The organism is Streptomyces sp. NPDC099050 (assembly GCF_044759865.1).
Taxonomy (GTDB): Bacteria; Actinomycetota; Actinomycetes; order Streptomycetales; family Streptomycetaceae; genus Streptomyces.
Map to the genome: position 1 here is coordinate 24,187 of NZ_JBIWAE010000041.1, position 25,845 is coordinate 50,031.

Genomic DNA, 25,845 nt, shown 5'->3' on the forward strand with positions numbered 1-25,845 from the left:
CGCCTGCTCGATACCGGCGGGTTCAAACCTCGGCGCGACTCCTTGCCGAGCCCCCGCCATGGTCGGCCGGGACGACGGCCGGGGCGAATGGCTCTGGGCCATCCGGAGCAACGGGGGCGTGTTCCCTCCGGGCCGCCGATGATCCGCCGCCCGCGCGGGAGATAGTCGGTCGGGGCGGTCGGCCGAACGGGCCGCCGGCCCGCGGCCAGGCGACAGAGGGAGCGTGGATCCGATGGTGAAGAGGGCATTGCTGACGTACGCCTTGGCGGCCGGAGTGCTGATCGGGCCGCTGAGTACGGCCGGCTGGGCGGCCGACGGGTACGCGCGGGGCAAGTCCGGCCCGGTGGGTGTGGTCGAGACCCGCGCGCCGCTCAACGTCCGCGAGAAGCCGACCGTGTACTCGGACGTGGTGAAGAAGCTGCATCCGCAGGAGCGGGTGCTCCTCGTCTGCCAGAAGCGCGGCGGCTGGGTCGACGGCAACCCGGTGTGGTACCGCCTGCACGGCTCCAAGGGCTGGGTCTCGGCCCGCTACGTCCACAACCTCCAGCCGGTCCGCCCCTGCTGAGCGCTCGCGGCAGGCGACGACCAACCGCGAAGGGAGCGGCCCCCGGTGTCCGGGGGCCGCTCCCTTCACGGGTGCCGGGGCTCAAACGGTGGAGGACAGCGCGTGCCTCCCGCCTCCCGCCATACGGAGCTCACGCCTCTCGTGCGCGGTGAGGCCGCCCCAGACGCCGAAGGGTTCTCCCACCTCCAGCGCGTGCCGCAGGCAGGCGCGCTGCACCGGGCACAGCGCGCACACCTCCTTCGCCGCCGTGTCCCGCGTCACGCGCTTCCCGTGCTGCTCGCCCGTGGGATGGAAGAAGAGCCGCGAGCCCAGTTCCCGGCAGGCGGCGTCCTCCTGCCACAACCAGTGGTGCTCGGCACGCCCCGGCAGACGCGACACGTTTCCCACCTCGGAACCTCCATCGGAGACGGTCCGGATCCTGAGCGGGAGCCCATCGGATGCGGACGTGATTCGAATGCGCGATCGGGCCTCGTCTGACCCGGAACGCTCGGCTCAAACCGCCCGGCCCCGTCGCGCCCGGCGGCTCCGCCGGGCCAGCAGGGCCGCGGCCAGGACGGCTGCGGCGGCGACCGCCGCGGTCCGGTGGCTCCGGAGCGCCGTCGCGACCCGCGCGGCCCCGCCCCGGGCGGAGTCGAGCTTCCCGTCCTCCACGAGGCGGCCGACGTGCGATGCGGCCGTCTCCTTGAGCCGCCCGGCGGCCTCGTGGACCCGCTCCGAGGAGCCCGCCTTGGAGACCAGCGCTTCGACCGTCCGGCCGAATTCCTTCCGGGTCCGAACGGCCTGCCGGCGGAGCGCCCGCGCGCCAGGGAGGATCTTGTCTCCGTGCAATCCGGTCGTCGTCATCGCGGTTCCCTTCCTTCGAGTCCTCCGCCTGCCCGCGGGCCGGCCTGGTGTCGTCACCCTGCTGCGCCCGACTGCGGGCGTTGCTGCACGGATGCCCGGCAACGGGCTTACGACACAGTCGAGTTGCCACTGAAACGGGATGGCGGCTCGCCCCCGACCGGGGAGAGCCGCCATGCTGCCGTGCTGCTTACGTGCCGCTTCGGCGCTTCCACCGGCTACCAGTAATGACGCCGACCGCCGACCGCGTGTCCGACCGAGCCCATGATCCACAGCACCGCCCCCACCACGAGCAGGATCACGCCAATGGTCCACAGAATGGAGATTCCGGTCAGGAATCCGATGAGCAGGAGGATGAGTCCGGCGAAAAGCATGATGCCCTCACTCGCGCGTCGGGAAAGCGGCGGAACGGTGGCTCCGCCGCGGTGTCTCGGCTCGCGTCTGCCCCCGGTCGCCCGGCTTATCCGTCCCGTCGCCATGTGTGACGCCGTGACGTCGTCGGCCGGTCAGGGCACGCCGTCAGCCCGTACGCGCGCTCTGCCGTGCCAGCGAAGATCCGGCTTCGTTCGCACGGGGTCAGCCCGGCGGTCAGTTCGTCGGCCGTGTCGAGCACTTGGGCGTACGGTGTGGCCGCGAGCGTGCACACCGGCCAGCCGGAGCCGAACATCCGCCGGTCCGGGCCGAAGGCGTCCAGCGCCGTTGCCGCGTACGGGCGCGGTCGACCGGTACCACGAGGAGTACCCGCGGCTGACGGACGACGCGATCGCCAAGCCGTACCGGGTCGGGGTCTACCGCCGGGGTACGCCCGCCCCGTGGGAACGCTTCCGTGTGTCACGACCGGCCGGCTCGGGGAACTGCTCACCTCCGACGGCGACCTCGACATCCTCCGGCTGGACGGGGAGTTCGAGCACACCGAGGAGAAATGGCGCTACGGGGAACCGCGCGAGCTGCTCGACGAGCTCTGTACGGTGGTCGCCGTCGACCTCGGGCCGGAGCGGCGGTAGCGCGGGAGCGCGGGAGCGCGGGAGCGCGGGGCGCCGTTCAGGCGGACAGGTCGAGTTCGTAGACCTGTCCGATGAGGTCGGCGCCGAAGCTGTGGTGCGGTTCCTCCTCGACGAGGCGGAAGCCCGCGGCGAGGTAGACGCCACGGGCGGCCGCCAGGATGCCGTTCGTCCACAGCCGGATCCGCTCGTACCCCGCCCCACGGGCGAAGTCCACGCACCGGGCCACCAGGCGCGAGCCCAGGCGGTGGCCGCGAGCGGCGGGGTCCACGAGGAGGATCCGCAGTGTGGCGGTGTTCTCCCCGCCCTCGTCGGCCACGCAGAACACGCTGCCGACCCGGCGGCCGTCCAGTGCGGCGATCCAGGCCGCCTCGCGGGAGGGATCGTGCCCGGCCGCGTAGTCCGCGACGATCCGCGCGACCAGGGCCTCGAAGCTGTTGTCCCAGCCGAATTCCTTCGCGTACTGCTCGCCGTGGGCCATCACCACCCAGCCGAGATCGCCCGGCTCCCCCAGCGGCCGGATCACCGCGCGAACCTCGTTCATGGGAAGGCGATCGGCAGCAGCCCGCGCGTCCTGCTCTTCCTGTTCGGCAGCAAGGACGCGTTGGTGCAGGCGCTGCTCGCGCGGGCCCGGCAGGACGAGACGGGAATGCTCGAAGCCGTACACCGGGCCCGCCCGGAGCACGGGCTCGCCCGCACGGGCGAGCTGGTGTGGAGCCGGCTGGCCGACCCGGGGCACCGCAAGGTGCTCACGCTCTGGGTCGAGGGCTACGCGCGCTTGCTGAGCGGCGGCGAGGGGCCCTGGGCGGGCTTCGCGGAGCGGACGATCGCCGACTGGCTGGAGCTCTTCGCCGCCGCCCAGCCGCCGGCCCGCCGCGACACGCCCGAGGGGCTCGCCGAGCGCACCCTGCCGCTGTCGGTCCTGCGCGGAGCACTGCTGGACCTCGTGGCGAGCCGCGACGAACCGAGCACCACGGCGGCCGTGACGGCCCACCTGCGCACCCTCGATGCCCCTGCCGACGGTGGGCCGGCGCACCGGGACGGTACCGGGAACGGCACCCCCGGCAGGACCGATCGCGGCGCGCGGACGGTCGCGGCGCCACCGGCGGCCGTTTACGACGCCCTTGTCGACCGCGCGTCCCTCGAAGCCTGGCTCCCGCCGGACGGCATGAGCGGGCGGATCGAGCGGTGGGACCCGCGTCCCGGGGGCGGGTTCCGGCTGGTACTCACCTACCTCGATCCCGCCGGGAGCCCCGGCAAGACCTCCGGCTCGACCGATGTGGTCGACGTACGGTTCACCGGTCTGGTGCCGCCGGAGCGCGTGGTGCAGCAGGCCGTGTTCGAGTCCGACGACCCGTCGTACGCCGGCACCATGACGATGACCTGGCACCTCGACGCCCGCGACGGGGGCAGCGGCACCGAGGTGACCGTCACGGCCACCGGTGTTCCGCCCGGCATCGACCAGGCGGACCACGAGACGGGCATCGCCTCTTCGCTGGCCCACCTGGCCTCGTACGTCGAAGCGGCCCGATGACCCGAGCAGCCTGAACGTCGGCGCTACTTGCTCACCGCGATGGGGGCCGATTCGATGGTGAGGCCCGCCCGGTCGCGCAGTTCGAGCTGCTGCGGGCGGAGGGCGGGGATCAGGGAGGCGATGGCTCCCGACAGGAGGGCGAAGCCGCCGCCCATCAGGAGGCCGGTACGGAAGCCCGCCTCGGAGGTGAAGGTGAATCCGCCCGCCGTGGTGGTCATCTGAGCCAGGACCACACCGACGACGGCGGCGCCGACGGAGGTGCCCAGGGAGCGCATGAGGGCGTTGAAGCCGTTCGCGGCTCCGGTCTCCGTCAGGGGCACCGCGCTCATGATCAGGGCTGGCATGGCCCCGTAGGCGAGGGCGACTCCGCTGTTGATGACCATGACGGCGGCCATCAGCCCGACGGCCGTCGCGGAGAAGAGGAGCGCGACTCCGTCGCCCGCGGCCAGCACGAGCGCTCCGCAGACGAGGGTGACCTTCGGGCCGTGAGGCCGATGCCGCCGCCGATGCCCATGGAGGCGCTCACGAGGGCGATGGAGGAGCTGAGCTTCTCGGCGGGGACGATGTCGCGGAGCAGGGCGATGCCCAGCGGGATCATGCCCATGCCGACGCCCTGGAGGCCCCGCCCGACGATCATCTGGACGACGCCGCCCGCCAGCGCGCAGACCACCGATCCGGCGATCAGCGGTATGCAACAGGCCAGGAGCATGCGGCGCTTGCCGAGCATGTCGCCCAGCCGCCCGCTGATGGGTACGCACACGCCGGCGACCAGCAGGGTGGCGGTGACGACCCAGGCGGAGTTGGAGGGGGAGGCGTGGAGGATGTTCGGCAGGTCGGCCAGCAGCGGCGTGACCAGCGTCTGCATGACGGCTGCGGCGATGCCCGCGAGGGCGAGCGTCGCGATCACCTTGCCGGTGCGCGGGACGGCCATGGGCGGCTGTTGCATGAAAGGTCCTCAGAGGGGGCCGCCCGGAACGCCGGCGTCCTCTCCCCGGAGGTCAGTGCCCGCTTCTTCGACGCACTCGACCCGCTGGTGACGCGGGGGCAGCGGGCCGGGGTGATCCGGGGGGGACCTCGCCCCCGACGATCTGAAGAGGATCATGAGCATGCTCGTCAGCGTGCTGTGGACCATGGATCCCGCCGAGGAGGGCTGGCGCCGCTACGTGGCTCTGGTCATGGACGGTCTGAGTCCGGCCGCGGCGAGCCCCCTGCCCCACCCGGCTCCCCCGCTGCTGCGCCGGCCTCAGGAGTGAGCTCCTTCGGGCCGTAGGGCGCCGGGGTTTCCCCGGTGAGCAGAGCCCAGTAGCGGTCGCCGAAGGACCAGTGCCACCATTCCGTCGGGTAGTTCACCAGGCCCGCGGCGGTGAGGGCGGCGGCGAGCAGCTCCCGGTTGGCGCGGGCCTCCTCGCCGATGCCGGCGGCGTGCGTGTAGCAGGCACCCCCGCTCTCCTCCGGATCCGCGTTCATCCGCGTACCCATGTCCAGCTCGCGCCCTTCGGCGTCGGCCAGGGTGAGGTCGACGGCCGCACCGGCGCTGTGCGGGGCGATCGCGGGCGGGGAGACGTAGCGGCTCGCGGCCGTAAGGATCCGTTCCTCGCTCCACCCGGGGTTGCCGGCCCGCAGCAGACCGGCGTACTCCTCGAAGTACGCGCGCTGCAGCGAGGGCGGCCGGTACCCCTCGACGAACAGCAGCCGCAGACCGCGGGGAAGGGTCTTCTGCGCGTCGAGCAGGCGCGCCAGCACGCCCTCCCGCAGGTGCGCGAAGGCGTCCACCGGGTCCTGTTTGCGCGCGTCGACCAGCAGGAGGCCACCGAGGCGGACGTCCACGAGACGTTCGCCGCACTCCTCCACGGGTATGGCCGCGACCCGGGGATCCGACATCAAGATGATCTCACTCATCCTGAGATCATCGCGCACCGCTCAGGTCCAGTCGGGCCAGGACGCCGTCGCGGTAGAGCCGGGTTCGCGCCACCCGAGCAGGCTGGGCGGACGGCTCCGGCCGGTCCGCGCGCGACACCCCGGCGGGAGGCGTCGCGTCGCGGGACCGAGCCGGCGGGGCGGAGTCGCCCGGTGCATGCCCTACGCGGCTACGGCTACGGCACGGATCAGTCCTTGCGGCGTGCGGCCCAGACGGTGCGCTCGGTCCGTACGGCGAGGTCCTCGCGGCGCAGGATGCTCCCGGAGCCGTCGGTGTCGAGCAGCCGGTCGAGGGCGGCGAGGTCCTCGGGCCGGAGGGTGTCGACGATGCTGCGACGAAGGCGCCGCAGACCGCCGAGGGCGTACGCGCCGACCGCCTCGCTGCGCGAGCCTTCGATGTTCACGTTGATCGTGCGGTCGCCTTCGAGGGTGAATCCGGCCGTGGTGAGCTTGGGACCCCAGTCGGCGCCGCGGTGGGGCACGTGCTCGGCGTGGTAGCTCTCGCTCGCGGTGTGGCAGCGGTCTTCCAGGCCGGGCCTGCCTTCGGGGGCGTCCGCGGGCAGGAACCGGGGGAACCCCGCCAGCTCGACGACGGCGAACAGGCCGCCGGGGGCGAGTAGTTCCCGGACCGTGCGCAGGGCCTGGTCAGGGTCGGCCATGTGATGCATCGAGGCCGAGGCCCACACCAGGTCCGGCGTCCCGAGTTCGGGCCACGCGGTCTCGTCGAGGTCGGCCTGCACGGTGCGGACCCGGTCCTCGACGCCCCGGGCGCAGGCCTTCTCCCTCAGGCGCTGCAGGTGCGCCGCCGAGGAGTCGACGGCCGTGACCCGCGCGTCGGGGAACTGGTCGAGCAGGGCGAAGGTGCCGGCTCCCGTGCCGCAGCCCAGGTCCACGATGTGGCGAGGGGGCTCGTTCAGGGGCAGCCACGTGGTGATGTCGGCGATGTGCCCGGCGAGGACTTCGGCGTCCAGGTCGAGGATCTCCGCCTGACTGTCGGCCTCGGTGTCGTGATGGGCGTGGCCGTGATCGTGGCCGTGCCGCGCTTGGCCGTGGTGGCCGTGATCGTGGCCTTGGCCGTGGCCCTGGTGGACTTCGCCGTGGTCGCCGTGGTCGCCGTGCTGGGGTGCGTGCTGTGCGTCGGTCATAGCCCCACCGTAGGAGGCTCATGCGCTTGCCGCATCAACTCTTGCCGGTTAGGCAAGAAGATGGCCTCCCGGCCCCCCGAACGCGCAAGATGCCCGCTTCGGGCTCCCCGGCCGCTACCCCTGAGCAGCGCCTTCCTCGCTCCCGTTGCTCCCGTCGCCCGCGCCGTCACCGCCGGCGCCGTCCCGCTGATGGCCTCGCCGGGCATCCCGGTCGAAGATCCCCAGGATCTCGCAGGGTCCGCCGTCGGCGCCCATCGCGTGCGGCATCATCGTCGGGAACTCCGCGGCCTGGTTGGCCTCGATGCGGAAGCGGCGGTGCCCCAGCAGCAGGATCGCGGTGCCGGACAGGACCACGAGCCATTCACGCCCGGGGTGCGCGCGCATGCGGGAGGGGTTGTCGGGCGGCGGCTCGGTCATGCGCTGGCGGATGACGGTCATACCGGGCTCGCCCTTGATCGGCCACCGCATCTGCCCGCGGGCGGCGTCGATCATCGGGCTGGTGACGACGTCGTCGGTCGCGGTCTCCACGAGCTGGTCCAAGGTGGTGTCCAGCGCGCGGGCGAGCGTGACGAGGCTGTCCAGCGCCAGGCGGCGCTGGCCGTTCTCGATGCGGCTGAGCGTGGACTGGCTGAGCCGGGCCCGCACGGCCAGCTCCTCCAGGGACCAGCCCTGCGCCACCCGCAGCGCGCGGATGCGTTTGCGTACGAGGCTGTCCAGGTCACCGTCTTCTTGCGTCATACGCAACATTGTATGCCCGTGCTGCAAATTCCGGTTAGCGTCGTGTTGCAGACGGCCGGCCCCGGACCGTCCCGGACCATCCCGAGCCACCGGGCCGGTACGAAGGAACACCAGGAAGGAACCGACGACATGTCCGCGATGACTGCCGCACACACGACCGCGCACACGACCGCACCCGCCACCGACGCCCTGCCGGGCGGGACCGTCGACGCCGTGGTGATCGGCGGCGGCGCCGCCGGTCTGAACGGTGCGCTGATGCTCGCCCGCTCCCGCCGTTCGGTGGTCGTGATCGACAGCGGCACCCCCCGCAACGCGCCCGCCGAGGGCGTGCACGGCCTGCTCGGCCTGGACGGCACCCCGCCCGCGGAACTGTACGGGCGCGGCCGTGAAGAAGTACGCCGCTACGGAGGCCGGGTCGTCACCGGCGAGGTCCGCGCCGCCGAGCACGCCGCTCCGTCCGCCGACGGCGACCTGCGCTTCACCGTCACGCTGGCCGACGGCCGCCTCCTGACGGCGCGCCGCCTGCTGGTGGCCACCGGTCTGCGCGATGTACTGCCCGAACTGCCCGGACTGGCGGAGCAGTGGGGCCGCGGCGTGGTGCACTGCCCCTACTGTCACGGCTGGGAGGTGCGCGACGAGCCGATCGGCGTCCTCGCCACCGGCCCCGCGTCGCTCCACCACGCCCTGCTGTTCCGACAGCTCACCGACGACCTCGTCTACTTCGCGCACGGCACGGAGCTCGACGCCGAGACCCGTACGCGCTTCGCCGCACGCGGCATCCGGGTCGTCGACACCCCGGCCGAAGAGGTCGTAGGGGACGGTGACGGCGGCATCCGCGGGGTGCGCCTGGCCGACGGCCAGATCGTCGACCGCCGCGTCCTCGCGGTGGCGACCACGCTCGTGGCCCGCACCGAGGGCCTGGCAGGCCTGGGCCTGCCGATGGAGGACGTGCCCGGCGGCGGCCGCCGCTTCGCCTCCGGCGCGGCCGGAGCCACCGCGGTACCGGGGGTGTGGGTGGCCGGCAACGTCACCGACCCGATGGCCCAGGTCGGAGCCTCCGCCGCGGCCGGGGCGCTGGCCGGCGCCCACATCAACGCCGTCCTCGCCGTCGCCGACACCGACGCGGCCGTGGCGGCCCCCGCTCCGGCAGGGAACACCGCAGCCGCCACCACCGCCTGACGCGGGCGCGCGCTAGGGCCCGCCCCCCATTTCTCCCCGGCAGCGCCGGACCTGGTCCGGCGCTGCCTTCCGCATGCCCTTTTCCGAGAGGAACCCATCAGCACGAACCAGCCCGCACCGGCGGCAGCCTCCGACGTGCCCGGCCCCGCCCGCGGCGGGGACGGCCCGGACGCGCGCCGGCTGCGCACCATCCTGATCAGCGTCTGCATCGCGCTGATGGCTGGCACGGCCTCGGTTTCCGGGCTGAACGTCGCGCAGCCCGACCTGGCCGTCGGGTTCGGCGCCCGCGGAGCAGCGTCCCCGACTCCCGCGAGACCCCGCGGCACCCCTTCGACACCATCGGCGCACTGACCTCCGTCATCGCTGTGGCCGGCCTGCTCGCCGCCGTCGCCTTCGTGGCCTGGGAGCTGCGGCTCCGGGACGGTGCGCTGTTCGACCTACGGTTGTTCCGCGAGCGCGGACTGGCCGGCGGCTCGCTGACCCTCCTGACGGTCTTCGGCGTGCAGGCGGGGATCTTCGTGGTGATGCGCCCCTTCCTCCAGGCCGTACTGGGCTGGCTCGGGCCTCAAGTCCACGCTCGCGCTGATGCCCGTGGCCGTGGCCGTGGCCGTGGCCGTGGCCGTGATGGCGGCCTCCGGCCTGGCTCCCCGGCTGACCTCGCGCATCGGTGCGCGCGACCATGGCGACCTGCATCCTGCTGGCGGGCGCCGGCCTCGCCCTCGTGGCGGGCATCGTCTCCGTCGACCGCGGCTACCTGTCCGTCCTTCCGGGCATGCTCGCCATGGGCGTCGGGATGGGCCTGGCGATGACGCCCTCCACCGAGGCCATCACTGGCTCGCTGTCGCGGGAGCGCCAGGGCGTGGCCTCCGCGCTCAGCGACGTCACCCGCGAGTTCGGCACCGCGCTGGACGTGGCCCTGCTCGGCGCGCTCCTGTCGGCCCGGTACCGCAGCGCCGTCGACGGGCGGCTCGACGGCATCCCCCCGGGGCGCGGTCGACGCCGCGCGGGAGGGCGTCGCCAACGCCGTCGGGGCCGCGGACGGCGCGGGCGCCGGGGCGCAGGCCCTCCTCGACGCCGCTCGACTGTCCCTCGTCGAGGGCTGGCAGCAGGCCATGTGGGCGGGGGTGGCCGTGATGGGCGTCCGGTTCCTCTACGTGCTCGCCCTCGGCCCGAAGGGCCCGGCCCCGGCCCCGGTGCCGGCCCTGGATCCGGCCCTGGCCCCGGCCGCGGACCGTACGACGGACCCCGGGGTCTTCTCCACGAGGTGACGGGGAGAGATCACGGGGAGAGATATCCGGCTATGTCATCATCCCTCTCATGAGTGAAGTCGAGATCCTCCCGCTGCGATTGACCCACCTCGATGCCGTTCTCGATCTCGGCTACCGGTCCTTCGACGTGAAGGCGATGCCCTACACCTCCTGGTCGCTGTCCTCCGTGGCCGCGCACTGGGACGCCCAGCCGGACGCCTGCTGGATCGCCCGCGACGAGGAGGGGCTGCTCGGTTTCGTCCTCGGGTCGCTGTCCTACGACGAGCGGGAGGACTGGGGCTACCTGGAGTGGATCGCGCTGGAGGAACGCGCCCGGGGCCGGGGGGTCGCGAGCTCCCTGGTCGAGCACTGCTGCACCGCGCTCTTCGCCGCGGGGGCGTCCCGGATCATCACCGACGTGGAGAGCGGCAACGCGGCCTCCGCCGCGATGATGCGGCGCACCGGGTTCACCGAGAAGGTCACCGTCACCCTCTTCGTCCGCCCGAACCCGCGGGAGCACACCGCGGCGGCCTCCCACTCCCCCCAGGACCCGGCCCGCTCCATGCTGCGCCGCGCCGCCCGGGCTCGCGGCGGCGGCGGCCCGGCCGCGTAGGGGTCCGGTCCGCGTCATCCCCGCTGCCGGCCCCGCCCGACTGCCGGCCGCGCCCGGCTGCACGGCCGCGCCCGGCTGCACGGCCGCGCCTGGCGCGTGCGCGCGCCCTGACGTGCGCCCGCGCGCCTCCGCGCGCCCCCGCAGCGGGGATGGCCCCGGGCCGTGGCCGCCCCGAACATGAACTGCCGCCACCATCCGCAGCAATTCGGCCATCACGGGGGGAACCATGGGACGACGCTGGCTGGTCACGGGATGCTCTTCGGGGCTCGGACGCGCGCTGGCCACCGCGGCGGCCCGGGCCGGGGACGAACTGGCCGTCACCGCGCGCAAGACCGCCGACCTGGAGGACCTGGCGGCCGCCTGGCCCGGCCGGATCGTCCCGATCCCGCTCGAACTGCGGGACGAGGCTTCCTGCGAGGAGGCGGTGCGCACCGCGGCGGAGCGCCTCGGCGGCATCGACATCCTCGTCAACAACGCCGCCGTCGGGCTGTTCGGCGCGGTCGAGGAGGTCTCGGACTCCGAACTACGCGACCAGCTGGAGACCTTGGTCGTCGGCCCCTGGCGGCTCGCGCGGCTCGTCCTGCCGCTGATGCGCGCCCAGGGGCACGGCCACATCCTCAATGTCTCCTCCGTGGTCGGCCGGATGGCCTTCCCGGGACTCGCGGCCTACACCGCCGGGAAGCACGCCCTCGAAGGCATGAGCCGGACCCTCGCCATGGAGGCGGCTCCGCACAACATCCGCGTCACCGTCGTCGAACCGGGCATGTTCGCGACGCGCTACGGAACCTCCATGGCCGAAGCCGCCCATCGGGTGCCCGCCTACGACGCCACCAACCGCGAGATGCTCGAAGGGGCGCGGGGCCTCGCGGACAGCCCCGAGACCGGACGCCCGGAGTACTTCGCCGAGCGGGTCCTGGACATCGTCGCCGCCGAGAGCCCGACGCCCCTGCGGATCCCCGTCGGCGACGACGCCTACGGGTACATCGACGCGGCGGAGGAGGTGGACCGCGCCGATCACGCCGCGGCCCGCCTGCTCGTACAGGGCCCGCCGCCGCAGGCCTGACGGCGGGCGGCGCCCTGGTCGATGCCGCGGATCCACTGGCGGAAGGACTGCGGGCGCATCTGCCGGCCCGGCGCCATCGCTTCGCGGATGTGGTCCGCGATCTGGTCCAGCACGGAGGCCACCCGTCGAGGGGCGCCGCGGTGCCGCTGGGCGCCGGGTGCAGGAACGGGGCGCGCGGCTGCTGGTCGACCGGATCCGGGGCCTGTACTCCGCCGTGCTGCGGCAGCCGAGGTGGCGGTAGATCGCGTCGGCGGGCAGGTTGACGACCTGCCGCTCGGCGTCCTTGCGGTGCTGGTTGCCGCGCAGGACTCCGGTCCAGTCCGAGGGCTCGGGCAGGTCCTGGTCCTGGTCCTGGTCCTGGTCCTGGTCCTGGTAGTAGTTGTGCCCGCGCAGGTCCGGTCCGCCTCCGGAAGGTGGGTCGCGCTGCAGAATCGTCCGAAATTCGATCATCTGCAGGGAAACCGAGACGAGAGCGGGTTCGTTCGAACAGGTGCCAGAACCCTCAAGGAGCCCTGTCCACGCGGTGATTCGGGGCCCCACCCAAGGAGTCATAGCGTGCGCATCCTCTTCACCGGCCCCGCTTCGGTGGGCCACCTGTTCCCGATGGTGCCGACCGCTCAGGCCCTCCAGGCCGCCGGGCACCAGGTGCTGTTCGCGGTCTCGGCCCCGTACGACCAGGTGCGGCAGGCCGGCCTGCCCACCGTCGAGATCGGTGACGGCTCGACGCTGATGGACGCCTTCAAGCGCGCCGCGAACGGCGCGGACCTCCAGTTCGTCACGGACGGCAACAGCTTCGAGGAGACCGAGCGGCAGGCCGCGGCCGGTTTCGCCGAACACGGGCGGGTCACCATCGACGACCTCCTCGCCCTCGCCACGGCCTGGCGGCCGGACGTCATCGTCCACGCCGCCTTCCAGGCCGCCGCGCCCCTGGTCTCCGCGGCGCTCGGCATACCGGCCGTGGTCCACAACTTCGGCGTGATGTCCGGCCTCGGCATGGTCGGCCGGCTCGCCGGCCTGCTGACGGACGAGTACACGGCCCGCGGGGTCGAAGGCCCGGCCACCCGCACGGTCCTCGACGTCATACCCCCGTCCCTGGGCGGGGACGGGACCGGCTGGCGCGTCCGGTACACCCCGTTCAACGGGGGCGGCACCGTTCCCCGCGACCTTCTGGCCCGGGGCTCCCGGCCCCGGATCGCCATCACCCTCGGGACCGTGGTGACCGCGTTCGCGGGCGTCGACCCGGTCGCCCGGGTCGTCTCCGAAGCCGCGTCGGTCGACGCGGAGTTCCTGCTCGCCGTCGGCGAAACCGATCTGAGCCCGCTCGGCACGCTTCCCCGCAACGTCCGGGCGCTGCCCTGGGTGCCCCTGGCGCAGCTCTTGGACGGCGCCGACGCGATCGTGCACCACGGCGGCTCCGGCACCATGCTCACCGCCGCCGCTCTGGGCGTCCCGCAGCTGATCCTCCCGCAGGGCGCGGACCACTTCATCAACGCCGACGCCGCCACCGACCTGGGCTTCGCCCTCCGCGCGACCGGCGCCGAGGTGGACGCCGACCTGCTCGGCCGGCTGCTCACCGACGAAGCCGTCCGGAAGGCGGCCGCGGCCACCCGGGCGGAGATCGCCGCGCTCCCCTCCCCGGCCGACCTCGTCGCCTCCTTCGAGGCGATCGGCTAGGTCGGGAGGCCACGGCGTTCGCCGTGAGGAAGGCACCCTCCGCGATGGCCCCGGCTAGCCCAGGCGGTTCTCCATGAAGAAGGGCATGGCCAGCGCCCGGTGGTCGACGCCGGTGTCCTCGATCAGCGCCACGCTCGCGCTCATCGCCACCCCGAGGACCGCCGGGCCCCGAGCGTCTCCCGGCCGGCGAGGGAAGCCGTCATCGCGGCGATCACGACCGACGCACCCGCGGCGCCGGCCCCCGGTGCCGCGGGTGCGGCGAGGGCCCTGCGGGCCCTGCTCCCGCAGACCACCGGGCTGACGCCGGGCGGGCAGGACTTCGTGCCGAGCGTCAGGGCTTCATCTCGTACGCCCCCGCCAGGGCCTCCACCCGGGCCCACACGCGCGCCGATCGGTCCGCGTCCACGGCCGGGCGGCGGACCGCGCCCAGGGCCCAGGCCTGCTGGTCCGCGGTGGCGGAGTCCTTGCCGTGCAGTTCGACGGCGTGCGCGGAGAAGTCCCGTACGAGGACGCCGAACAGCTCGTCGAGCACGTCCTCGTCCAGTCCGGTCAGGCGGGCCTGCTCCAGGACGAGCTGACCGTGTACGACCAGGGCGAAGAGCTGGCCGACCGCCAGGAGGAGGTCGAGGTCGCGGCTCTGCCGCTCGTCGGGTGCGGCGGTCTCGACGAACGCGCAGAGGGCGTCGGCCTGGGCGCGGAAGCGGGCGACGTTGGGCACGGTGGCGTACGCCTCGTAGGCCGGGCGCCAGTCGTGGAACCGTACGGATCCCAGGCCGCGGGCCGGTCCCTGGCGGAAGAGGAAGCCGTCGTCGGCCGCGTCGAGGCGGGTGGGGACGGGGGCGTAGTCGGCCGGTTCCAGCAGGTGGTTGCGCATGAACTTGAGGATGAGCGCCAGGTTGACGTGGACCGTGCCCTCCAGCTTGGGCAGGCCGCGGATCTCGACGGCCGCCTGGGCGAAGTAGGTGTCCTTCTCGAAGCCCTTGGCCGCGATGACGTCCCACATCAGGTCGATGACCTTCTCGCCCTCCGTGGTCACCTTCATCTTGGTCATCGGGTTGAAGAGGAGGTAGCGGCGGTCGTCGGGGCCCGCGGAGCGGAAGTAGTCGACGGCGCGGTCGCTGAAGAGCTTCATTCCGACGAGGCGGACGTACGCGTCGGTCAGCTCGCGGCGCACGTGCGGGAAGGCGGTGACGGGGCGGCCGTAGAGGATGCGGTTCTGCGCGTGGGTCACCGCCTCGTACATCGCGTGCTCGCAGATGCCGATCGAGGCGGTGCAGAGGTTGAACTTGCCCACGTTGACGGTGTTGAGGGCGGCGTCGAAGGCCGCGCGGCCGGTGTGCAGGACGTCTTCGGCGCCGACCGGGTAGTCCGTGAGGCGGAACTCGCTGACGTACTTGGAGGAGTCGACGACGTTCTTCACCACGTCGTACGCGGGGTGGCGGCTGTCCGCGGCGAAGAAGACGTAGCCGTCCGGGCCCTCGACGTCGGTGCGGCGGCCGAAGACGGAGACGAGGCCGGCGGCGTTGCCGTTGCCGATGTAGTACTTCGAGCCGGTGGCCCGGAAGCCGCCGGCCGCGTCGGCATCCGGCTCCAGCAGCATGTCGGTGTTGTAGATGTCCGCGCCGTGGGTCTTTTCGGACAGGCCGAACGCGAACACCTCGCCCGCGTCCAGGAGTTGCGCGGCGCGGTCGCGGGCGACGGCGTTGTCGCTCTGCCAGACGGGGCCGAGACCGAGGATGGTGACCTGCCACGCGTACCAGTAATCGAGGCCGTAGAAGCCGAGGATCTCGTTGAGGGCGGCGATGCGCGCGGTGTCCCAGCGCTTGTCGGGCCCTTCCTGGCCGGCGGCCGGCTCCGGGGTCAGGAAGGTCGCGAAGAGGCCCTCCTTCGCGGAGAACGCGAGGAAGTCCCCCAGCCAGGCGCGGGTGCGGTAGTCCTCGATCAGCCGGCGCTTGCCGCGCTCCTCGAACCAGTCGACGGTCGCGCGCAGCAGCCGGCGGGTCTCGGGGTCGAAGTGCGCGGGGTCGTAGGTGCGCGGGTTGAACAGCAGCTGGTCGCTCATGGGCGTTCGCCTTCCGGTCGGAGGATTCGGAGGATTCGGAGGATTCGGAGGATTCGGAGGATTCGGAGGATGAGGGGTGACGAAGGAGAGGAGCGGGCGGGAGGGGCTGCGCCGCGCCGGGTCAGGGGGACGCCAGGCGGTGGAGGGTGGCCAGTACGTCCTCCAGCCATGCGAGCTGCATGCGCTCGTAGGCGATGCCGCCGCGGAGCACGACGTGCTGGAGCTCCCGTCCGGCGTCGGAGGGGTCCGGAGCCGGAGCCTGCGGTCCGGTGAAATCGCGGAGCTCTCCCGCCAGGTAGTGCGTGAGCCGGTCGGCGTGCGTCCGGTGGTGCCGCTCGACCTCGCGGATCAGGGCGGCCGGATCGTCGAAGGCCGCGCCGCGGATCTTCACGGCGAGCTCGTGGCGGACGGTGTCGGCCTGGATCGGCTCGTGGAGCCAGGCCGAGAGGGCGGCGCGGCCGGCCGCGGTGACGGAGTACTCCTTCTTGTCCGGCCGGGTCCGCTGCGGCACTTCGCGGACGACGAGCCGTCCGTCGCCCTCCATCCGGCTGAGCACGCGGTAGATCTGCTGGTGGGTCGCGGTCCAGAAGTAGCCGATGGACCGGTCGAACCGACGGGCCAGCTCATATCCGGATCCCGGCTGCTCCAGCAGGGAGACGAGGATCGCGTGCTCAAGTGCCATGCCCCGATCCTTGTATGCAACTCGTTGCATAGACAAGCGCCGCCACGCGGGTGAGACACGGCTCACCCGCGCGCTCGGTTAGGGTCGGCGGGACAGCGCGGCGCATCCCGTCGCACCGCGAACCGACGAACCACCATGAGGAGCAGCCGTGAGTCAGCCGGCGTCCACCGCCCTGCAGCAGGAGATCGCCCGGGAGCTCCTGGTGGCCGAGAGCTTCGACGCCCGGCGCGAGATCGAGCGCCGGGTGGCGTTCCTCGCCGAGCGGCTCACCTCCACCGGCCTGCGCTCCCTGGTCCTCGGGATCAGCGGCGGGGTGGACTCCACCACGGCCGGCCGGCTCTGCCAGCTCGCCGTGGAGCGGGCCAGGGCGGCCGGGCACGAGGCGGTGTTCTACGCCATGCGCCTGCCCTACGGGGTCCAGGCCGACGAGCGGGACGCCCAGCTCGCCCTCGGCTTCATCAACGCCGACCGGGTGCTGACCGTGGACGTGAAGCCCGCGAGCGACGCGGCGCTGGCCGCCTCCCTGGCCGGCGGGACCGTCTTCCGGGACGCCCACCACCAGGACTTCGTGCAGGGCAACATCAAGGCCCGCCAGCGCATGATCGCCCAGTACGCGGTGGCCGGCGCGCACGACGGCCTGGTCGTCGGCACCGACCACGCCGCCGAGGCGGTCTCCGGCTTCTTCACCAAGTTCGGCGACGGCGCGGCCGACGTGGTGCCGCTGACCGGACTGACCAAGCGCCGGGTACGGGCCTGCGCCGACGCCCTGGGCGCACCGGCCGAGCTGGTCTGGAAGACGCCCACGGCGGACCTGGAGACCCTCGACCCGGGCAAGGCCGACGAGGACGCGCTGGGCGTCACGTACGACGAGATCGACGACTTCCTGGAGGGCAAGCCGGTCGGGGAGCGCGCCTTCGACACGATCGTCCGCCGCTACCGTCTCACCGAGCACAAGCGGCAGCTGCCGATCGCGCCGTAGGCGGTCTCTTTCGGTGCCCGCGCCGGGGCGGCGGGCGTGAAGTCCGCCTCCTCCGGGTACTGGTCGGTCACGGCGAGCACACCGTGCCCGGCTCGCCCCGGCGGTGCCCTTCCCACCCGAGGAGTCCCCGTGGCCGTCCTCAGTACGATCCTCGTGATCCTGGTCGCCTGGTGCGCCGCCAGCGTGATCACCGCTGCCCTGTACACGGCCCTGCGCCGCCGCCACGTCCGCCTGCAGCGGGCGGCGGCGGCCGGGCCGGGCTCCAGGACGGGTCGCCCCCGCCGCCTCCACCGGCAGCACCGGCCCGCTCACCCGTCCGGCCGTTCCGGCTGGGAGCGCCGGGTCCCACCGCCGGATCTCCAGGCGGGCTGAACGTCACGATCCGTGTTTGGCTGACGGCATGACGTCAGCCACCAGCGGAACACCCTCCGGCCCGATGCCCGCCGCGCCCCGGCCGGCCGGCGGCGCACCGGCGGGCCCGCCCGATCCCCGGCGCTGGTGGGCGCTCGCCGTCATCGGACTGGCCCAGCTGATGGTCGTCCTCGACGCGACGATCGTGAACATCGCGCTCCCCTCCGCCCAGCGCGATCTGGGGATGTCGGACGGCAACCGGCAGTGGGTGATCACCGCCTACTCGCTGGCGTTCGGCGGGCTGCTCCTGCTCGGCGGGCGGATCGCCGACCTCATCGGCCGCAGAAGGGCGTTCGTCATCGGCCTGAGCGGTTTCGCCCTCGCCTCCGCCCTGGGCGGCGCCGCGAGCGGACCGGGGATGCTCTTCGCGGCCCGGGCGCTGCAAGGCGTCTTCGCGGCGCTCCTCGCGCCGTGCGCGCTGTCGCTGCTGGCCACCACCTTCGACACCCCACGAGAACGCGCCAAAGCCTTCGGTGTGTTCGCCGCGGTCGCGAGCGGCGGCGGCGCCGTCGGCCTGATCGCCGGGGGCCTGCTCACCGAGTACCTGAACTGGCGCTGGTGCCTCTACGTCAACGTGGTCATCGCCGCGATCGCGATCATCGGCGCCTTCGCCGTCCTGCACGGCTCGGGACGCACGGGGGCGAGGCTCGACGTCCCGGGAGCGGTGCTCGGGTGCGGCGGCCTCGTGGCCATCGTCTACGGGCTGAGCGAGGCCGAACCGCGCGGCTGGTCCGACGGCCTGGTCATCGGGCTGCTCGCCGGCGGGGCCGCCCTGCTCGCCGCCTTCGCCTGGTGGCAGGCCCGGGCGAGCGACCCCATGCTCCCCCCGCACATCATCAGGGACCGGACGCGCGCCGGGTGCCTCGTCACCATGGCGCTGGCCACCATCGGCCTGTTCGCCCTGTTCCTCTTCATGACCTACTACTTCCAGCTCGTCCTCGGCTACTCCCCCGTCAGGACCGGGCTGGCCTTCCTCCCCATGACCCTGGCGATCATCACCGGTGCGACCCAGGTATCGGCGCGCTTCCTCGACCGGCTCGCCCCCCGCCGGCTGATCGTCCCCGGGCTCCTCCTGGCCACCCTGGCCCTGGTCCTCCTCACGCGGCTGGGGGTCGACTCCTCCTACGCCACCCACGTGCTCCCCGCCATGCTGGTGCTCGGGTTCGGCATGGGCCTGGTCTTCATGCCCGTGATGTCCACGGCAACCCAGGGCGTGGCGCGCAGGGACTCCGGGGTCACCTCGGCCACGCTCAACACGGCCCAGCAGGTGGGCGGGGCGATCGGAACGGCGCTCCTCAACACCATCGCGAGCACAGCCGCGACGGCCTACGCGGCCTCGCACCTCTCCGGACCTGCGCAGGCCGACCCGCACGCCCCCGCCTCCGCGGCGCGGCGGCTGATCGAGACCCAGGCCGTGGTCCACGGCTTCGGGATCGCGCTCTGGTGGGCGGCCGGCATCATGCTCCTGGCCGCCGCCGCGGCCGCCGTCATGGTCACCGCGCCGGCGCCCGCGCCCCGGCGCGAGGTACGGGCCGGGGCGGTCCCGGCCCCGGCGCCCTGACGGGGACTCGTACGGACCGCGGGGCCATCGGGTCCAGTGGGGCGGGTGGGCTCGCCGGGTTGGGTGGGTCCGCTGGTTCGGGAGGGCCGCTGGCTCCCAGGTCGTACCCCTCGCCGGCGGAGCCGGGCAGGGGGCGGCCGGGAGCTGAGGCGGATCCCCCGTCAGCGCGGGGTGGGGATCACGTCGTTCGTCTCGTCGACCGCCGCGGGAGCGGTGGTGCGGCGGCCGAGCGCCTCCGGGGGCGCTTCGTCCGCGCAGACGGCTCCCCGCGCGGGCAGGGCCAATGTGGCCAGGTAGGAGTTGACGAGTGCGCTGACGCACTCGCTCCGGTTGTAGGCGGTGTGCCCCTCGGCGTCGAAGGTCAGGAGCCGGCCGGCGTCCAGCGTCCCGGCCAGGGCCACGGCGTCCCGGTACGGGGTGTCCGGGTCACCGGTCGTACCGAGCACCAGGATCGGGGCGGAACCGGCCGCCCGGTAGGAGCCCTCGTAGCGGCTGGGGCGTTCAGCCTGCCACTGCGCGCAGGCGGGCGCGTGGTTGTGGTCGTAGGTGGGCGGTCCCAGGCCGATGGGCGGCCCGAGCAGCGGCGCCGAGGCGGACTCCGCGCCGACCAGCGCGCCCAGGAGGAGCCGGCTGCCCGGGTAGACGCGGTCGGCGCACTCGACGGCCAGGTTGACGTTGAGGAAGTCGAAGGAGCCCGGCGAGGGGGGTGAGAGGAGGAAGGAGGTCTTGTGGGCCTGGGCCAGGGCCAGGGCCTCTCCCAGGTAGGGCCAGATCTCCTTGCCCGAGTTGATGTTGAACATCAGCCGGTAGGCGAGGGTGTAGCCGGTGGCCGGACGCCCGCTCGCGGTGATGACGGGATCGGCGTCGAGGTCCCGCTTGAGCTGTTCGAAGGCCTGCCGGGGCTCGCCCCCTCCGAATCCGCAGGCGGTGGCGTTCTGGGCGCACCAGTCGAGGAACCGGCCGACCGCCGTGTCCAGGGCGGCGAACTGCGCGGCGTCGTAGGCGTAGGGCACGTCGGCGTAGCGGCGCGGATCGTAGGCTCCGTCGAGGACCATGGCGCGCACGCGCCGGGGGAACTGGGCGGCGTAGACGGTGCCGACGTAGCTGCCGAAGGAACGGCCGTAGAAGGTGAGGGTCTCCTCGCCGAGGGCCTGGCGCAGCAGGTCGAGGTCCTTGGCGTTCGACCCGGTGCCGATGAACGGCACCAGCCCGCCGGCGCGTTCCCGGCAGGCGGCGGCGAACTCCCGGCCCTGCCGGAGGGCGGTCTGCAGGGCTCCCGGTCCGGGGACTCCGCGCGCGGCGTCGACGGCGGCCGAGTACTCCGCGTCGTTCCAGCACTCCGCCTGGCCGCTGCGTCCCACGCCCCGCATGTCGTACCCGACGACGTCGAAGCCGTCCCGGAGGGCGGCGGGGAGGGCGGCATAACTGTTGCGGGCGAAGTTCACGCCGGAGTTGCCGGGTCCGCCGGGGTGCAGCACCAGGACGCCGGTGCGGTGGGCCGGGTCGGCCGCGAGCCGCCGGGTGACGGCGATCGGGATGGTGCTTCCGGTGGGCCGGCGGTAGTCGAGCGGTACCCGGGCGGTCGCGCACTCGAAGCCGGCGCCCGGGGCGTCGGCGCAGGGACCCCAGGTCAGTACGGGTACGGGCGGGGCGGGCGGGGTGGTGGCCCCGGCGGTCCCGGGCCCGGCTCCGAGGAGCGCGGTGACGGCGATCAGGACGAGGGCTATCCCCCACACCACTCGCTTGCGCGCATCATCGGCTGAACGGGTCTGCATGCGGTGAACTCCCTCGGTGGAAGGCCGGCTGCAAGGGCGCACACCAGATCGGGGGTGGGCGGGCGCCCGCGCTCGGCTGAGCGGCAGGGCCAGGTTCCCATCCCCGGGCCGGGCCGGGATAGACGCCGTGCCCCGCGGGATGCGGAACGCACGGCCCCGGCCTGCGGGTTCGGTCCGGCCGGCCCGCCGTCCGGGTGGGCCGACCGGATGACGGCCGGCCGGTTCGGCCGGCCCCGCCCGCTCACCGGGCGCGTGACATCGGTGGGGGCGAGTGGGCCGCGCACGGGAGTGAGGTCCCGTCATCAGGCCGTGCCGGATCCCGTGTTCCACACCGGGCGGAGCCGTTCGGCCGCGGCGCCCGCCTGGGCCAGGCCCGCCCGGTACGCCGGCTCCCAGCGCATCAGGTCCTGCAGGTCCGGCCCGAAGGCCCGTACGGCGTCCGGATCGGGCCCGAGGGTGACGGCGGTCCGCACCCCGGCGGACGCCGGCTGCCCGTCGAGCGGCTCGCGGGGGAACAGGTGCGCCATGGGCTCCACGACGACGAGCGTCCGGGCCCCGGCCGCGAGGTCCGCGTTCGTCCCCGCGCGCAGGGCGCCGTCCATGTACCGTCGCCCCGCGATGGCGACGGGCGGCTCGGCTCCGGGGAAGGCGCTGCTCGCGGCCACGGCCCGGACCAGCGGCACACCGCTCGTACGGTCCCACACCACGGGCTCGCCGGTGGCCGCCTCCACCGCGGTGATCAGCAGCCGCCGCTCCGGCCAGCCGCCGGCTCCGATCAGCGCGGCCCGCCCCGCGAGCAGCGTCCGCTCGGCGTCGGGGCCCGATGCCGAGTCGGCGTGCTCCAGGGCGATCCGGCCCACCCGCCGCCTGGCCTCACCCGGTTCCAGGCCGGCCTCCCCGAGCACGGCGAACACGGCGCCCAGCCGGGCGGCGTCCGACCCGCCGCCTCCGCCGGGGGCGGGGGCGGGGGCGGGGGCGGGTGGGCCGGTGCGGGTTCCGAGGGAGGCGAGCCGTCCCGGGTCCTGGCCCGTGGCCAGCAGGGCGCCGACGATCGCACCGGCCGACGTGCCCACGACGAGGTCGGCTCCGCCCAGGTCGACCCCGGCGCGGCGCAGTCCGTCGGCGAGGCCCGCCATCCAGGCCGTACCGACGGGGCCGCCCGGTCCCAGGACGAGTGCCCGCTCCACGCCGGCTCCGGTATCAAGGTCCACGGGGTCCGCCCCTCGTCCGCTGCCGTCAGATGGTGATCAGTGATCAGTGATCAGTGATCAGTGATCGGTGATCGGTGATCGGTGATCGGTGACCAACGGGACCGACGGTAGGACCTCGACCGGAGTTGAGGTCAAGCGGTCCGGCCGGCCCCGTCGAGCAGCAGCCGCGCGGCGACCGTCGCCCCCTCGCCCCGTCGGTGCGACCCGCGCCCGGCCACCTCAGGCGCCCGGGCTCGCGGGTCGCGGGGGGCCAGGGCCGTGCGCAGCGCGGCCGACAGGGACTCGGCGTCCGGGGCCGGGCCCTCGTGGTCCGCGTCGTGTGGATCCGCTCACACGCAAGGCGCTTCCCCTCGCGCGGCCGCCCCGGACGATCGCCCCCGGCCACCGACTCCGCGTCGGGCGCCGAGGCCCCGGCTCGCACCGCGCCCACCAAGGCCTCGGCCTCGCACGCCACCGCCCGCGCCGGCCCGGCGTCTTCGGCAGGGACCGCCCGGTCCGACGGAGCCGAAGCGGAATTCCGCTTCCGTTCCACATGGATGAATCGCACCAATTCAGGCTATTTCGACAAAGCGGAAAGTATCACCCGATAGTCGACTCGACGGTGTGTCAGGCGCACGCGCGCGAGGCATAATCGGGCCCGGTCGTCTCCGGCAAGCGGTGGGGCCAACGGGGCACCGACCCGCCCCGCAGCCCAGTTCCGCACCCGTCCGACCGATCCCCCCGAGGCGTTGTAGATGTCCCTGGCCAGCCGCACCCGCCCCGCGGGCCTGCTCGCCGCGCTCACCGTCGGCGCCGTCGGCGTGACGACGTGGGCCTACGGTTACGGGACCACGCCCGAGTCGGCGGCCCCCGGGGCGGCGCTCCGCCCGGGCGTGACCGAGGGCACGGTCCTCCAGGTGGTCGCGCATCCCGACGACGACCTCTTCTTCATGAACCCCGACCTGAGCCGCTCCATATCGACGGGCATCAAGGTCGCCACCGTCTACCTCACCTCCGGCGAGGCCGACGGCCGCAACGAGGCGCACAGCCCGCACCTCCAGGACCCCAAGGGCCCCGCCGACCGCGCCGCCTACGCGGAGGCCCGGCAGAACGGCATCCGGGCCGCCTACGCGCAGATGGCCACCGGCGACCGCACCAGCGCCTGGCAGCGCCGCTCCATACCCACCGTCGGCGGTGGCAGCGCCGAGGTGGACGTCCTCGTCGCACGGCCCGAGGTCAACCTCGTGTGGATGCAGATGCGCGAGGCACGCAGCATCTCCGGGAACAATCCGGACAGTCTGCGCGGACTGTGGGACGGCAAGGTCCCCGCCCTGGGGTCCCAGCTGACCTCGGGGACCCCGGTCGAGACAGCGTTCTCGTACGACAAGGACCAGGTCGTCGAGGCCATAGCGGCGATCTTCGCGCGGTACCGGCCGACGACCATACGGACGCAGGACCCGACGCCCGGCCGGTCGCGCAGCGGTGGCGCCTTCCTCGACCACCAGGACCACATGTACGGGGCCCGCTTCGTGCAGGCCGCCACCGAGCGGTACGCGAAGTCCACGGACCGGCCGCACTTCTCGGTCCAGAACTACGTGAGCTATCCCAACAGCGCCCTGCCCCCGGTCCTCGACCCGCAGGCCGCCGAGGAGAAGCTCGGCTACCTCAAGACCTACGCCTGGGCCGACCACCAGAACTGGTGCGGCAGCCCCGCGGGCTGCGGGGACCGCAAGACGGCGACGCGCCCCGCGGGCGCCGGCTGGAGCCGGACCATCCGCTACGGCCGGGGCGACGTCACCTCCTGGATGACCGAGGGCGCCTCCGGCCGGCTGTGGGCCTTCACCGTGCTGGACGGACGGATGGCCTACTGGACCCGCGGCTCGGACAAGGCCCCTTGGCAGGGGCCCGAGTTCCTCGCCGGGTCCGGGATGGACACCGGCGCGACGGCGGTCCGGCTCCCCGACGGCAGGGTCGCGGTCTTCGGCACCCGGACCACGCTGGGCGCCACGCCCCAGGAGTACCGGCGCGAGGTCGTGCACCGCGTCCAGGCCGCGCCCGACGGCGCCTTCGGCCCCTGGGTGTCGCTCGGCACCCCGGACACGGACGACGTGCCCGGCACCTCGGCGATCAGCGCACCGGCCGTCGCGCTGGACCGTACCGGCCGGATGACCGTCTACGTACGCGACTCCCGGCGCACCCTGCGCGCGGTCGCGCAGTCGGCCCCCGACGGCGCCTTCGGCGCGTGGGAGTCCCTGGGCGGCTCCGCCCTGCAGGGCGACCCGGTCACCGCGACGGACGCGGCCGGGCGGCGCCACGTGTACGCGGCCACGGCCCAGAGCGTGCTGGCCTGGGTCCAGCAGACCCCGGACGCCCCCTTCGGCGCCCCCGTCCCGGCCGGGCTGCCGGCGACCACCGGGCCGCTCTCGGCGAGCCCGCGGGGAGACGGCGTCTCCCTGCGCTTCCGCCGGCCCGGCACGGGCACCGTCGCCACGAGCCTGGTCACCGCGGGCGGGACCGTACCGCGGTTCTCCCCGGTCACCGAGGAGGGCGGCGAGGGCGGCTACGGTTCCGTCGGTGTCGCCGGGGGCCTGCTCACGGGCCGCGCGGGCACGGGCACGGTCGGCGTCTCGGTCACGGACGGCGGACCGGCCTGGCACGAGTCCCAGATGCACTACACGGGCGCCCCGACGGCCCTGACCGCACCGGACGGCTCGGCCGTCGGCGCCGTGCTCGGCCTCGACGCCGCACTGCACGTGACGACGGCTCCCCCGCCCGGCACCGAGCCGCCCGGCAGCCGTCCGCCCTCCTCCCCCTGGTACCCGGCGGTCCCGCCGCCGGCGGACGCGGCGGACGACGGCACGGGCTCCGGGTGGCAGCGCTGAGCACCCCGGGCGACGATGGCGGCGGATCGCGCCGGTCCCGGCCGGCGGCAGCCGGACCCGCCGTCTGACCCCGGGCGGCAGACCCGGGTCCGCCCCCGTTCCCGCACCCGTCCCACCCCACTCGACCCGCGATCGGGGCTCCCATGACCTCGTGCTCCCCCGTGCGCAGGGACCCCGCGGCCCCGGCTCCCGGCGCCGCGCGCGTGCGCCGGGGGCCGGGGCCGGTCCGTGCCGCGACCTCGGTCGTCGTGCTGGTGTTCCTCGCCACCGGATGCAGGAACGACACCGCGCCGGCCTGGGGGTACCCGGAACTCGGGGCGACCCTGGGCTCACTGTCCCGGGCCCTGGACGAAGGATGCTCGGGGGCCGCCCCCGAGCGCTGCGCCGAGGACCTCGACCGGCTCGACGTCCCGCTGGAGCGGGCCTTCGCCCAGGTCCTCGACCACCGGCTCGTCGACGCCGCGTCCGTGGACGCCCGCAACGAGGTGGACCGTACGCGGGCACTCCGCCGCGCCGCCGCGGTCCGGGCGCGCGCGCTCCGGGATCCGTACCACCCCCCGCTGGGCAAGGCGCTGACGGCCGAACGGCTCGCCTGCCGCGCGCTCCTGTCCGCGCTGGAACACGTCCGCGCCGTGCCGCCGCCGGATGAGGGGACACGGCCCGTCTGACCCCGCAGGGGCCGGACGATAGGCCCTAGAAGACTGATGAAGATCTTGTTGAGGGGCTGTCCGGCCGGAGGCCGGGCAGCCCCTCGTGGTCATGTGTCGGCTGGGGCGAGGTGCCAGGT

26 protein-coding genes and 2 pseudogenes are annotated in these 25,845 nt (G+C 73.9%); 14 read left to right on the plus strand and 14 right to left on the minus strand.

Annotation, left to right across the window (positions count from 1 at the left end; translation table 11 throughout):
* Window positions 1-232: 232 nt before the first annotated feature.
* Entirely contained in the window at window positions 233-565 is a 333-nt protein-coding gene (locus ACIQV3_RS38285) for an SH3 domain-containing protein (protein WP_403721326.1), read from the plus strand.
* Window positions 566-646: 81 nt separating this feature from the next.
* Here ACIQV3_RS38285 and ACIQV3_RS38290 read toward each other — a convergent pair whose 3' ends face one another.
* The 4 genes from ACIQV3_RS38290 to ACIQV3_RS38305 all read right to left on the minus strand — a co-directional run bounded on the left by ACIQV3_RS38290 (window position 647) and on the right by ACIQV3_RS38305 (window position 2,288).
* Window positions 647-943, minus strand: coding sequence for a WhiB family transcriptional regulator (locus tag ACIQV3_RS38290; protein ID WP_403721328.1), 297 nt, complete (start codon window positions 941-943; stop codon window positions 647-649).
* 114 nt (window positions 944-1,057) lie between these two features.
* On the minus strand, window positions 1,058-1,408 hold the full coding sequence (locus tag ACIQV3_RS38295; RefSeq protein WP_403721331.1) for a DUF3618 domain-containing protein: 351 nt from the start codon (window positions 1,406-1,408) through the stop codon (window positions 1,058-1,060).
* A 215-nt stretch (window positions 1,409-1,623) separates the two neighbouring features.
* Window positions 1,624-1,779, minus strand: coding sequence for a DUF6131 family protein (locus ACIQV3_RS38300; RefSeq protein ID WP_403721333.1), 156 nt, complete (start codon window positions 1,777-1,779; stop codon window positions 1,624-1,626).
* Window positions 1,780-1,865: 86 nt separating this feature from the next.
* Window positions 1,866-2,288: an amidohydrolase family protein gene (locus ACIQV3_RS38305; protein ID WP_403721335.1), complete on the minus strand. Its 423-nt coding sequence runs from the start codon at window positions 2,286-2,288 to the stop codon at window positions 1,866-1,868.
* Between ACIQV3_RS38305 and ACIQV3_RS38310 the strand changes: the two genes are divergently transcribed.
* The gene (locus tag ACIQV3_RS38310; protein ID WP_403721391.1) at window positions 2,218-2,409 is read left to right on the plus strand and encodes a hypothetical protein; all 192 of its coding nucleotides are present in this window, start codon (window positions 2,218-2,220) and stop codon (window positions 2,407-2,409) included. The two genes, ACIQV3_RS38305 and ACIQV3_RS38310, sit on opposite strands and share 71 nt — an antisense overlap.
* Before the next feature lie 37 nt (window positions 2,410-2,446).
* Here the strand turns inward: ACIQV3_RS38310 and ACIQV3_RS38315 are convergent, their stop codons facing one another.
* The gene (locus ACIQV3_RS38315; protein ID WP_403721338.1) at window positions 2,447-2,950 is read right to left on the minus strand and encodes a GNAT family N-acetyltransferase; all 504 of its coding nucleotides are present in this window, start codon (window positions 2,948-2,950) and stop codon (window positions 2,447-2,449) included.
* A gap of 63 nt (window positions 2,951-3,013) precedes the next feature.
* On the opposite strand from ACIQV3_RS38315, the gene ACIQV3_RS38320 reads away from it, so the two are divergent.
* Window positions 3,014-3,940, plus strand: a complete 927-nt coding sequence (locus ACIQV3_RS38320) for an SRPBCC family protein (RefSeq protein WP_403721341.1) — start codon at window positions 3,014-3,016, stop codon at window positions 3,938-3,940.
* A 23-nt stretch (window positions 3,941-3,963) separates the two neighbouring features.
* On the opposite strand, the pseudogene ACIQV3_RS38325 reads toward ACIQV3_RS38320, so the two are convergent.
* From ACIQV3_RS38325 to ACIQV3_RS38340, 4 genes and pseudogenes are all read right to left on the minus strand, one after another.
* A pseudogene (locus tag ACIQV3_RS38325) lies at window positions 3,964-4,886 on the minus strand (MFS transporter).
* A gap of 227 nt (window positions 4,887-5,113) precedes the next feature.
* A complete protein-coding gene (locus ACIQV3_RS38330) occupies window positions 5,114-5,839 on the minus strand; it encodes a M15 family metallopeptidase (RefSeq protein ID WP_403721344.1) in 726 nt (241 codons plus the stop codon).
* Between the two features lie 206 nt (window positions 5,840-6,045).
* Complete coding sequence (locus ACIQV3_RS38335; protein ID WP_403721346.1) at window positions 6,046-7,002, minus strand: class I SAM-dependent methyltransferase; 957 nt, start codon at window positions 7,000-7,002, stop codon at window positions 6,046-6,048.
* Window positions 7,003-7,116: 114 nt separating this feature from the next.
* A complete protein-coding gene (locus ACIQV3_RS38340) occupies window positions 7,117-7,740 on the minus strand; it encodes a helix-turn-helix domain-containing protein (protein WP_403721349.1) in 624 nt (207 codons plus the stop codon).
* A 129-nt stretch (window positions 7,741-7,869) separates the two neighbouring features.
* Here ACIQV3_RS38340 and ACIQV3_RS38345 point away from each other — a divergent pair, with 129 nt between their 5' ends.
* The 5 genes and pseudogenes from ACIQV3_RS38345 to ACIQV3_RS38365 all read left to right on the plus strand — a co-directional run bounded on the left by ACIQV3_RS38345 (window position 7,870) and on the right by ACIQV3_RS38365 (window position 11,842).
* Window positions 7,870-8,919: an NAD(P)/FAD-dependent oxidoreductase gene (locus ACIQV3_RS38345; RefSeq protein ID WP_403721351.1), complete on the plus strand. Its 1,050-nt coding sequence runs from the start codon at window positions 7,870-7,872 to the stop codon at window positions 8,917-8,919.
* 135 nt (window positions 8,920-9,054) lie between these two features.
* Entirely contained in the window at window positions 9,055-9,270 is a 216-nt protein-coding gene (locus ACIQV3_RS38350; protein WP_403721393.1) for a hypothetical protein, read from the plus strand.
* Window positions 9,213-10,187: pseudogene (locus tag ACIQV3_RS38355) on the plus strand (MFS transporter); the annotation flags it as partial. The gene ACIQV3_RS38350 and the pseudogene ACIQV3_RS38355, both read left to right, overlap by 58 nt.
* 49 nt (window positions 10,188-10,236) lie before the next feature.
* Complete coding sequence (locus ACIQV3_RS38360) at window positions 10,237-10,779, plus strand: GNAT family N-acetyltransferase (protein ID WP_403721354.1); 543 nt, start codon at window positions 10,237-10,239, stop codon at window positions 10,777-10,779.
* A 226-nt stretch (window positions 10,780-11,005) separates the two neighbouring features.
* Window positions 11,006-11,842 (plus strand): SDR family oxidoreductase, encoded by an 837-nt coding sequence (locus ACIQV3_RS38365; RefSeq protein WP_403721357.1) that lies wholly within the window; start codon window positions 11,006-11,008, stop codon window positions 11,840-11,842.
* Here ACIQV3_RS38365 and ACIQV3_RS38370 read toward each other — a convergent pair.
* Complete coding sequence (locus ACIQV3_RS38370) at window positions 11,794-11,955, minus strand: hypothetical protein (RefSeq protein ID WP_403721359.1); 162 nt, start codon at window positions 11,953-11,955, stop codon at window positions 11,794-11,796. The genes ACIQV3_RS38365 and ACIQV3_RS38370 overlap by 49 nt on opposite strands.
* Window positions 11,956-12,397: 442 nt before the next feature.
* Between ACIQV3_RS38370 and ACIQV3_RS38375 the strand changes: the two genes are divergently transcribed.
* Entirely contained in the window at window positions 12,398-13,516 is a 1,119-nt protein-coding gene (locus ACIQV3_RS38375; protein WP_403721362.1) for a glycosyltransferase, read from the plus strand.
* Window positions 13,517-13,847: 331 nt separating this feature from the next.
* Here ACIQV3_RS38375 and ACIQV3_RS38380 read toward each other — a convergent pair whose 3' ends face one another.
* Both ACIQV3_RS38380 and ACIQV3_RS38385 read right to left on the minus strand, forming a co-directional pair.
* Window positions 13,848-15,578: an acyl-CoA dehydrogenase family protein gene (locus tag ACIQV3_RS38380; protein ID WP_403721365.1), complete on the minus strand. Its 1,731-nt coding sequence runs from the start codon at window positions 15,576-15,578 to the stop codon at window positions 13,848-13,850.
* A gap of 121 nt (window positions 15,579-15,699) precedes the next feature.
* Complete coding sequence (locus ACIQV3_RS38385; protein WP_403721367.1) at window positions 15,700-16,260, minus strand: PadR family transcriptional regulator; 561 nt, start codon at window positions 16,258-16,260, stop codon at window positions 15,700-15,702.
* A gap of 148 nt (window positions 16,261-16,408) precedes the next feature.
* On the opposite strand from ACIQV3_RS38385, the gene nadE reads away from it, so the two are divergent.
* From nadE to ACIQV3_RS38400, 3 genes are all read left to right on the plus strand, one after another.
* On the plus strand, window positions 16,409-17,239 hold the full coding sequence (nadE, locus tag ACIQV3_RS38390; RefSeq protein ID WP_403721370.1) for an ammonia-dependent NAD(+) synthetase: 831 nt from the start codon (window positions 16,409-16,411) through the stop codon (window positions 17,237-17,239).
* 129 nt (window positions 17,240-17,368) lie between these two features.
* Window positions 17,369-17,611 (plus strand): hypothetical protein, encoded by a 243-nt coding sequence (locus tag ACIQV3_RS38395; protein ID WP_403721373.1) that lies wholly within the window; start codon window positions 17,369-17,371, stop codon window positions 17,609-17,611.
* Window positions 17,612-17,639: 28 nt separating this feature from the next.
* Entirely contained in the window at window positions 17,640-19,211 is a 1,572-nt protein-coding gene (locus ACIQV3_RS38400) for an MFS transporter (protein ID WP_403721376.1), read from the plus strand.
* Between the two features lie 161 nt (window positions 19,212-19,372).
* Here ACIQV3_RS38400 and ACIQV3_RS38405 read toward each other — a convergent pair whose 3' ends face one another.
* Window positions 19,373-20,986: an alpha/beta hydrolase gene (locus ACIQV3_RS38405; RefSeq protein ID WP_403721378.1), complete on the minus strand. Its 1,614-nt coding sequence runs from the start codon at window positions 20,984-20,986 to the stop codon at window positions 19,373-19,375.
* Between the two features lie 302 nt (window positions 20,987-21,288).
* Complete coding sequence (locus tag ACIQV3_RS38410) at window positions 21,289-22,197, minus strand: patatin-like phospholipase family protein (RefSeq protein WP_403721380.1); 909 nt, start codon at window positions 22,195-22,197, stop codon at window positions 21,289-21,291.
* Window positions 22,198-22,931: 734 nt separating this feature from the next.
* On the opposite strand from ACIQV3_RS38410, the gene ACIQV3_RS38415 reads away from it, so the two are divergent.
* Complete coding sequence (locus ACIQV3_RS38415; protein ID WP_403721382.1) at window positions 22,932-25,058, plus strand: PIG-L family deacetylase; 2,127 nt, start codon at window positions 22,932-22,934, stop codon at window positions 25,056-25,058.
* A gap of 143 nt (window positions 25,059-25,201) precedes the next feature.
* Window positions 25,202-25,726 carry a hypothetical protein gene (locus ACIQV3_RS38420; protein ID WP_403721384.1) on the plus strand — a complete coding sequence of 175 codons (525 nt, stop codon included), beginning with the start codon at window positions 25,202-25,204 and terminating at the stop codon, window positions 25,724-25,726.
* Window positions 25,727-25,845: the final 119 nt, after the last annotated feature.

What these genes read in the sequence shown, in the direction of transcription:
- ACIQV3_RS38285 (WP_403721326.1), top strand. Translation starts at nt 233, where the DNA reads ATGGTGAAGAGGGCATTGCTGACGTACGCCTTGGCGGCCGGAGTGCTG.
- ACIQV3_RS38295 (WP_403721331.1), bottom strand. Translation starts at nt 1,408, where the DNA reads ATGACGACGACCGGATTGCACGGAGACAAGATCCTCCCTGGCGCGCGG.
- ACIQV3_RS38300 (WP_403721333.1), bottom strand. Translation starts at nt 1,779, where the DNA reads ATGCTTTTCGCCGGACTCATCCTCCTGCTCATCGGATTCCTGACCGGA.
- ACIQV3_RS38305 (WP_403721335.1), bottom strand. Translation starts at nt 2,288, where the DNA reads ATGTCGAGGTCGCCGTCGGAGGTGAGCAGTTCCCCGAGCCGGCCGGTC.
- ACIQV3_RS38315 (WP_403721338.1), bottom strand. Translation starts at nt 2,950, where the DNA reads ATGAACGAGGTTCGCGCGGTGATCCGGCCGCTGGGGGAGCCGGGCGAT.
- ACIQV3_RS38330 (WP_403721344.1), bottom strand. Translation starts at nt 5,839, where the DNA reads ATGAGTGAGATCATCTTGATGTCGGATCCCCGGGTCGCGGCCATACCC.
- ACIQV3_RS38335 (WP_403721346.1), bottom strand. Translation starts at nt 7,002, where the DNA reads ATGACCGACGCACAGCACGCACCCCAGCACGGCGACCACGGCGACCAC.
- ACIQV3_RS38340 (WP_403721349.1), bottom strand. Translation starts at nt 7,740, where the DNA reads ATGACGCAAGAAGACGGTGACCTGGACAGCCTCGTACGCAAACGCATC.
- ACIQV3_RS38345 (WP_403721351.1), top strand. Translation starts at nt 7,870, where the DNA reads ATGTCCGCGATGACTGCCGCACACACGACCGCGCACACGACCGCACCC.
- ACIQV3_RS38360 (WP_403721354.1), top strand. Translation starts at nt 10,237, where the DNA reads ATGAGTGAAGTCGAGATCCTCCCGCTGCGATTGACCCACCTCGATGCC.
- ACIQV3_RS38365 (WP_403721357.1), top strand. Translation starts at nt 11,006, where the DNA reads ATGGGACGACGCTGGCTGGTCACGGGATGCTCTTCGGGGCTCGGACGC.
- ACIQV3_RS38380 (WP_403721365.1), bottom strand. Translation starts at nt 15,578, where the DNA reads ATGAGCGACCAGCTGCTGTTCAACCCGCGCACCTACGACCCCGCGCAC.
- ACIQV3_RS38385 (WP_403721367.1), bottom strand. Translation starts at nt 16,260, where the DNA reads ATGGCACTTGAGCACGCGATCCTCGTCTCCCTGCTGGAGCAGCCGGGA.
- ACIQV3_RS38400 (WP_403721376.1), top strand. Translation starts at nt 17,640, where the DNA reads ATGACGTCAGCCACCAGCGGAACACCCTCCGGCCCGATGCCCGCCGCG.
- ACIQV3_RS38405 (WP_403721378.1), bottom strand. Translation starts at nt 20,986, where the DNA reads ATGCAGACCCGTTCAGCCGATGATGCGCGCAAGCGAGTGGTGTGGGGG.
- ACIQV3_RS38415 (WP_403721382.1), top strand. Translation starts at nt 22,932, where the DNA reads ATGTCCCTGGCCAGCCGCACCCGCCCCGCGGGCCTGCTCGCCGCGCTC.
- ACIQV3_RS38420 (WP_403721384.1), top strand. Translation starts at nt 25,202, where the DNA reads ATGACCTCGTGCTCCCCCGTGCGCAGGGACCCCGCGGCCCCGGCTCCC.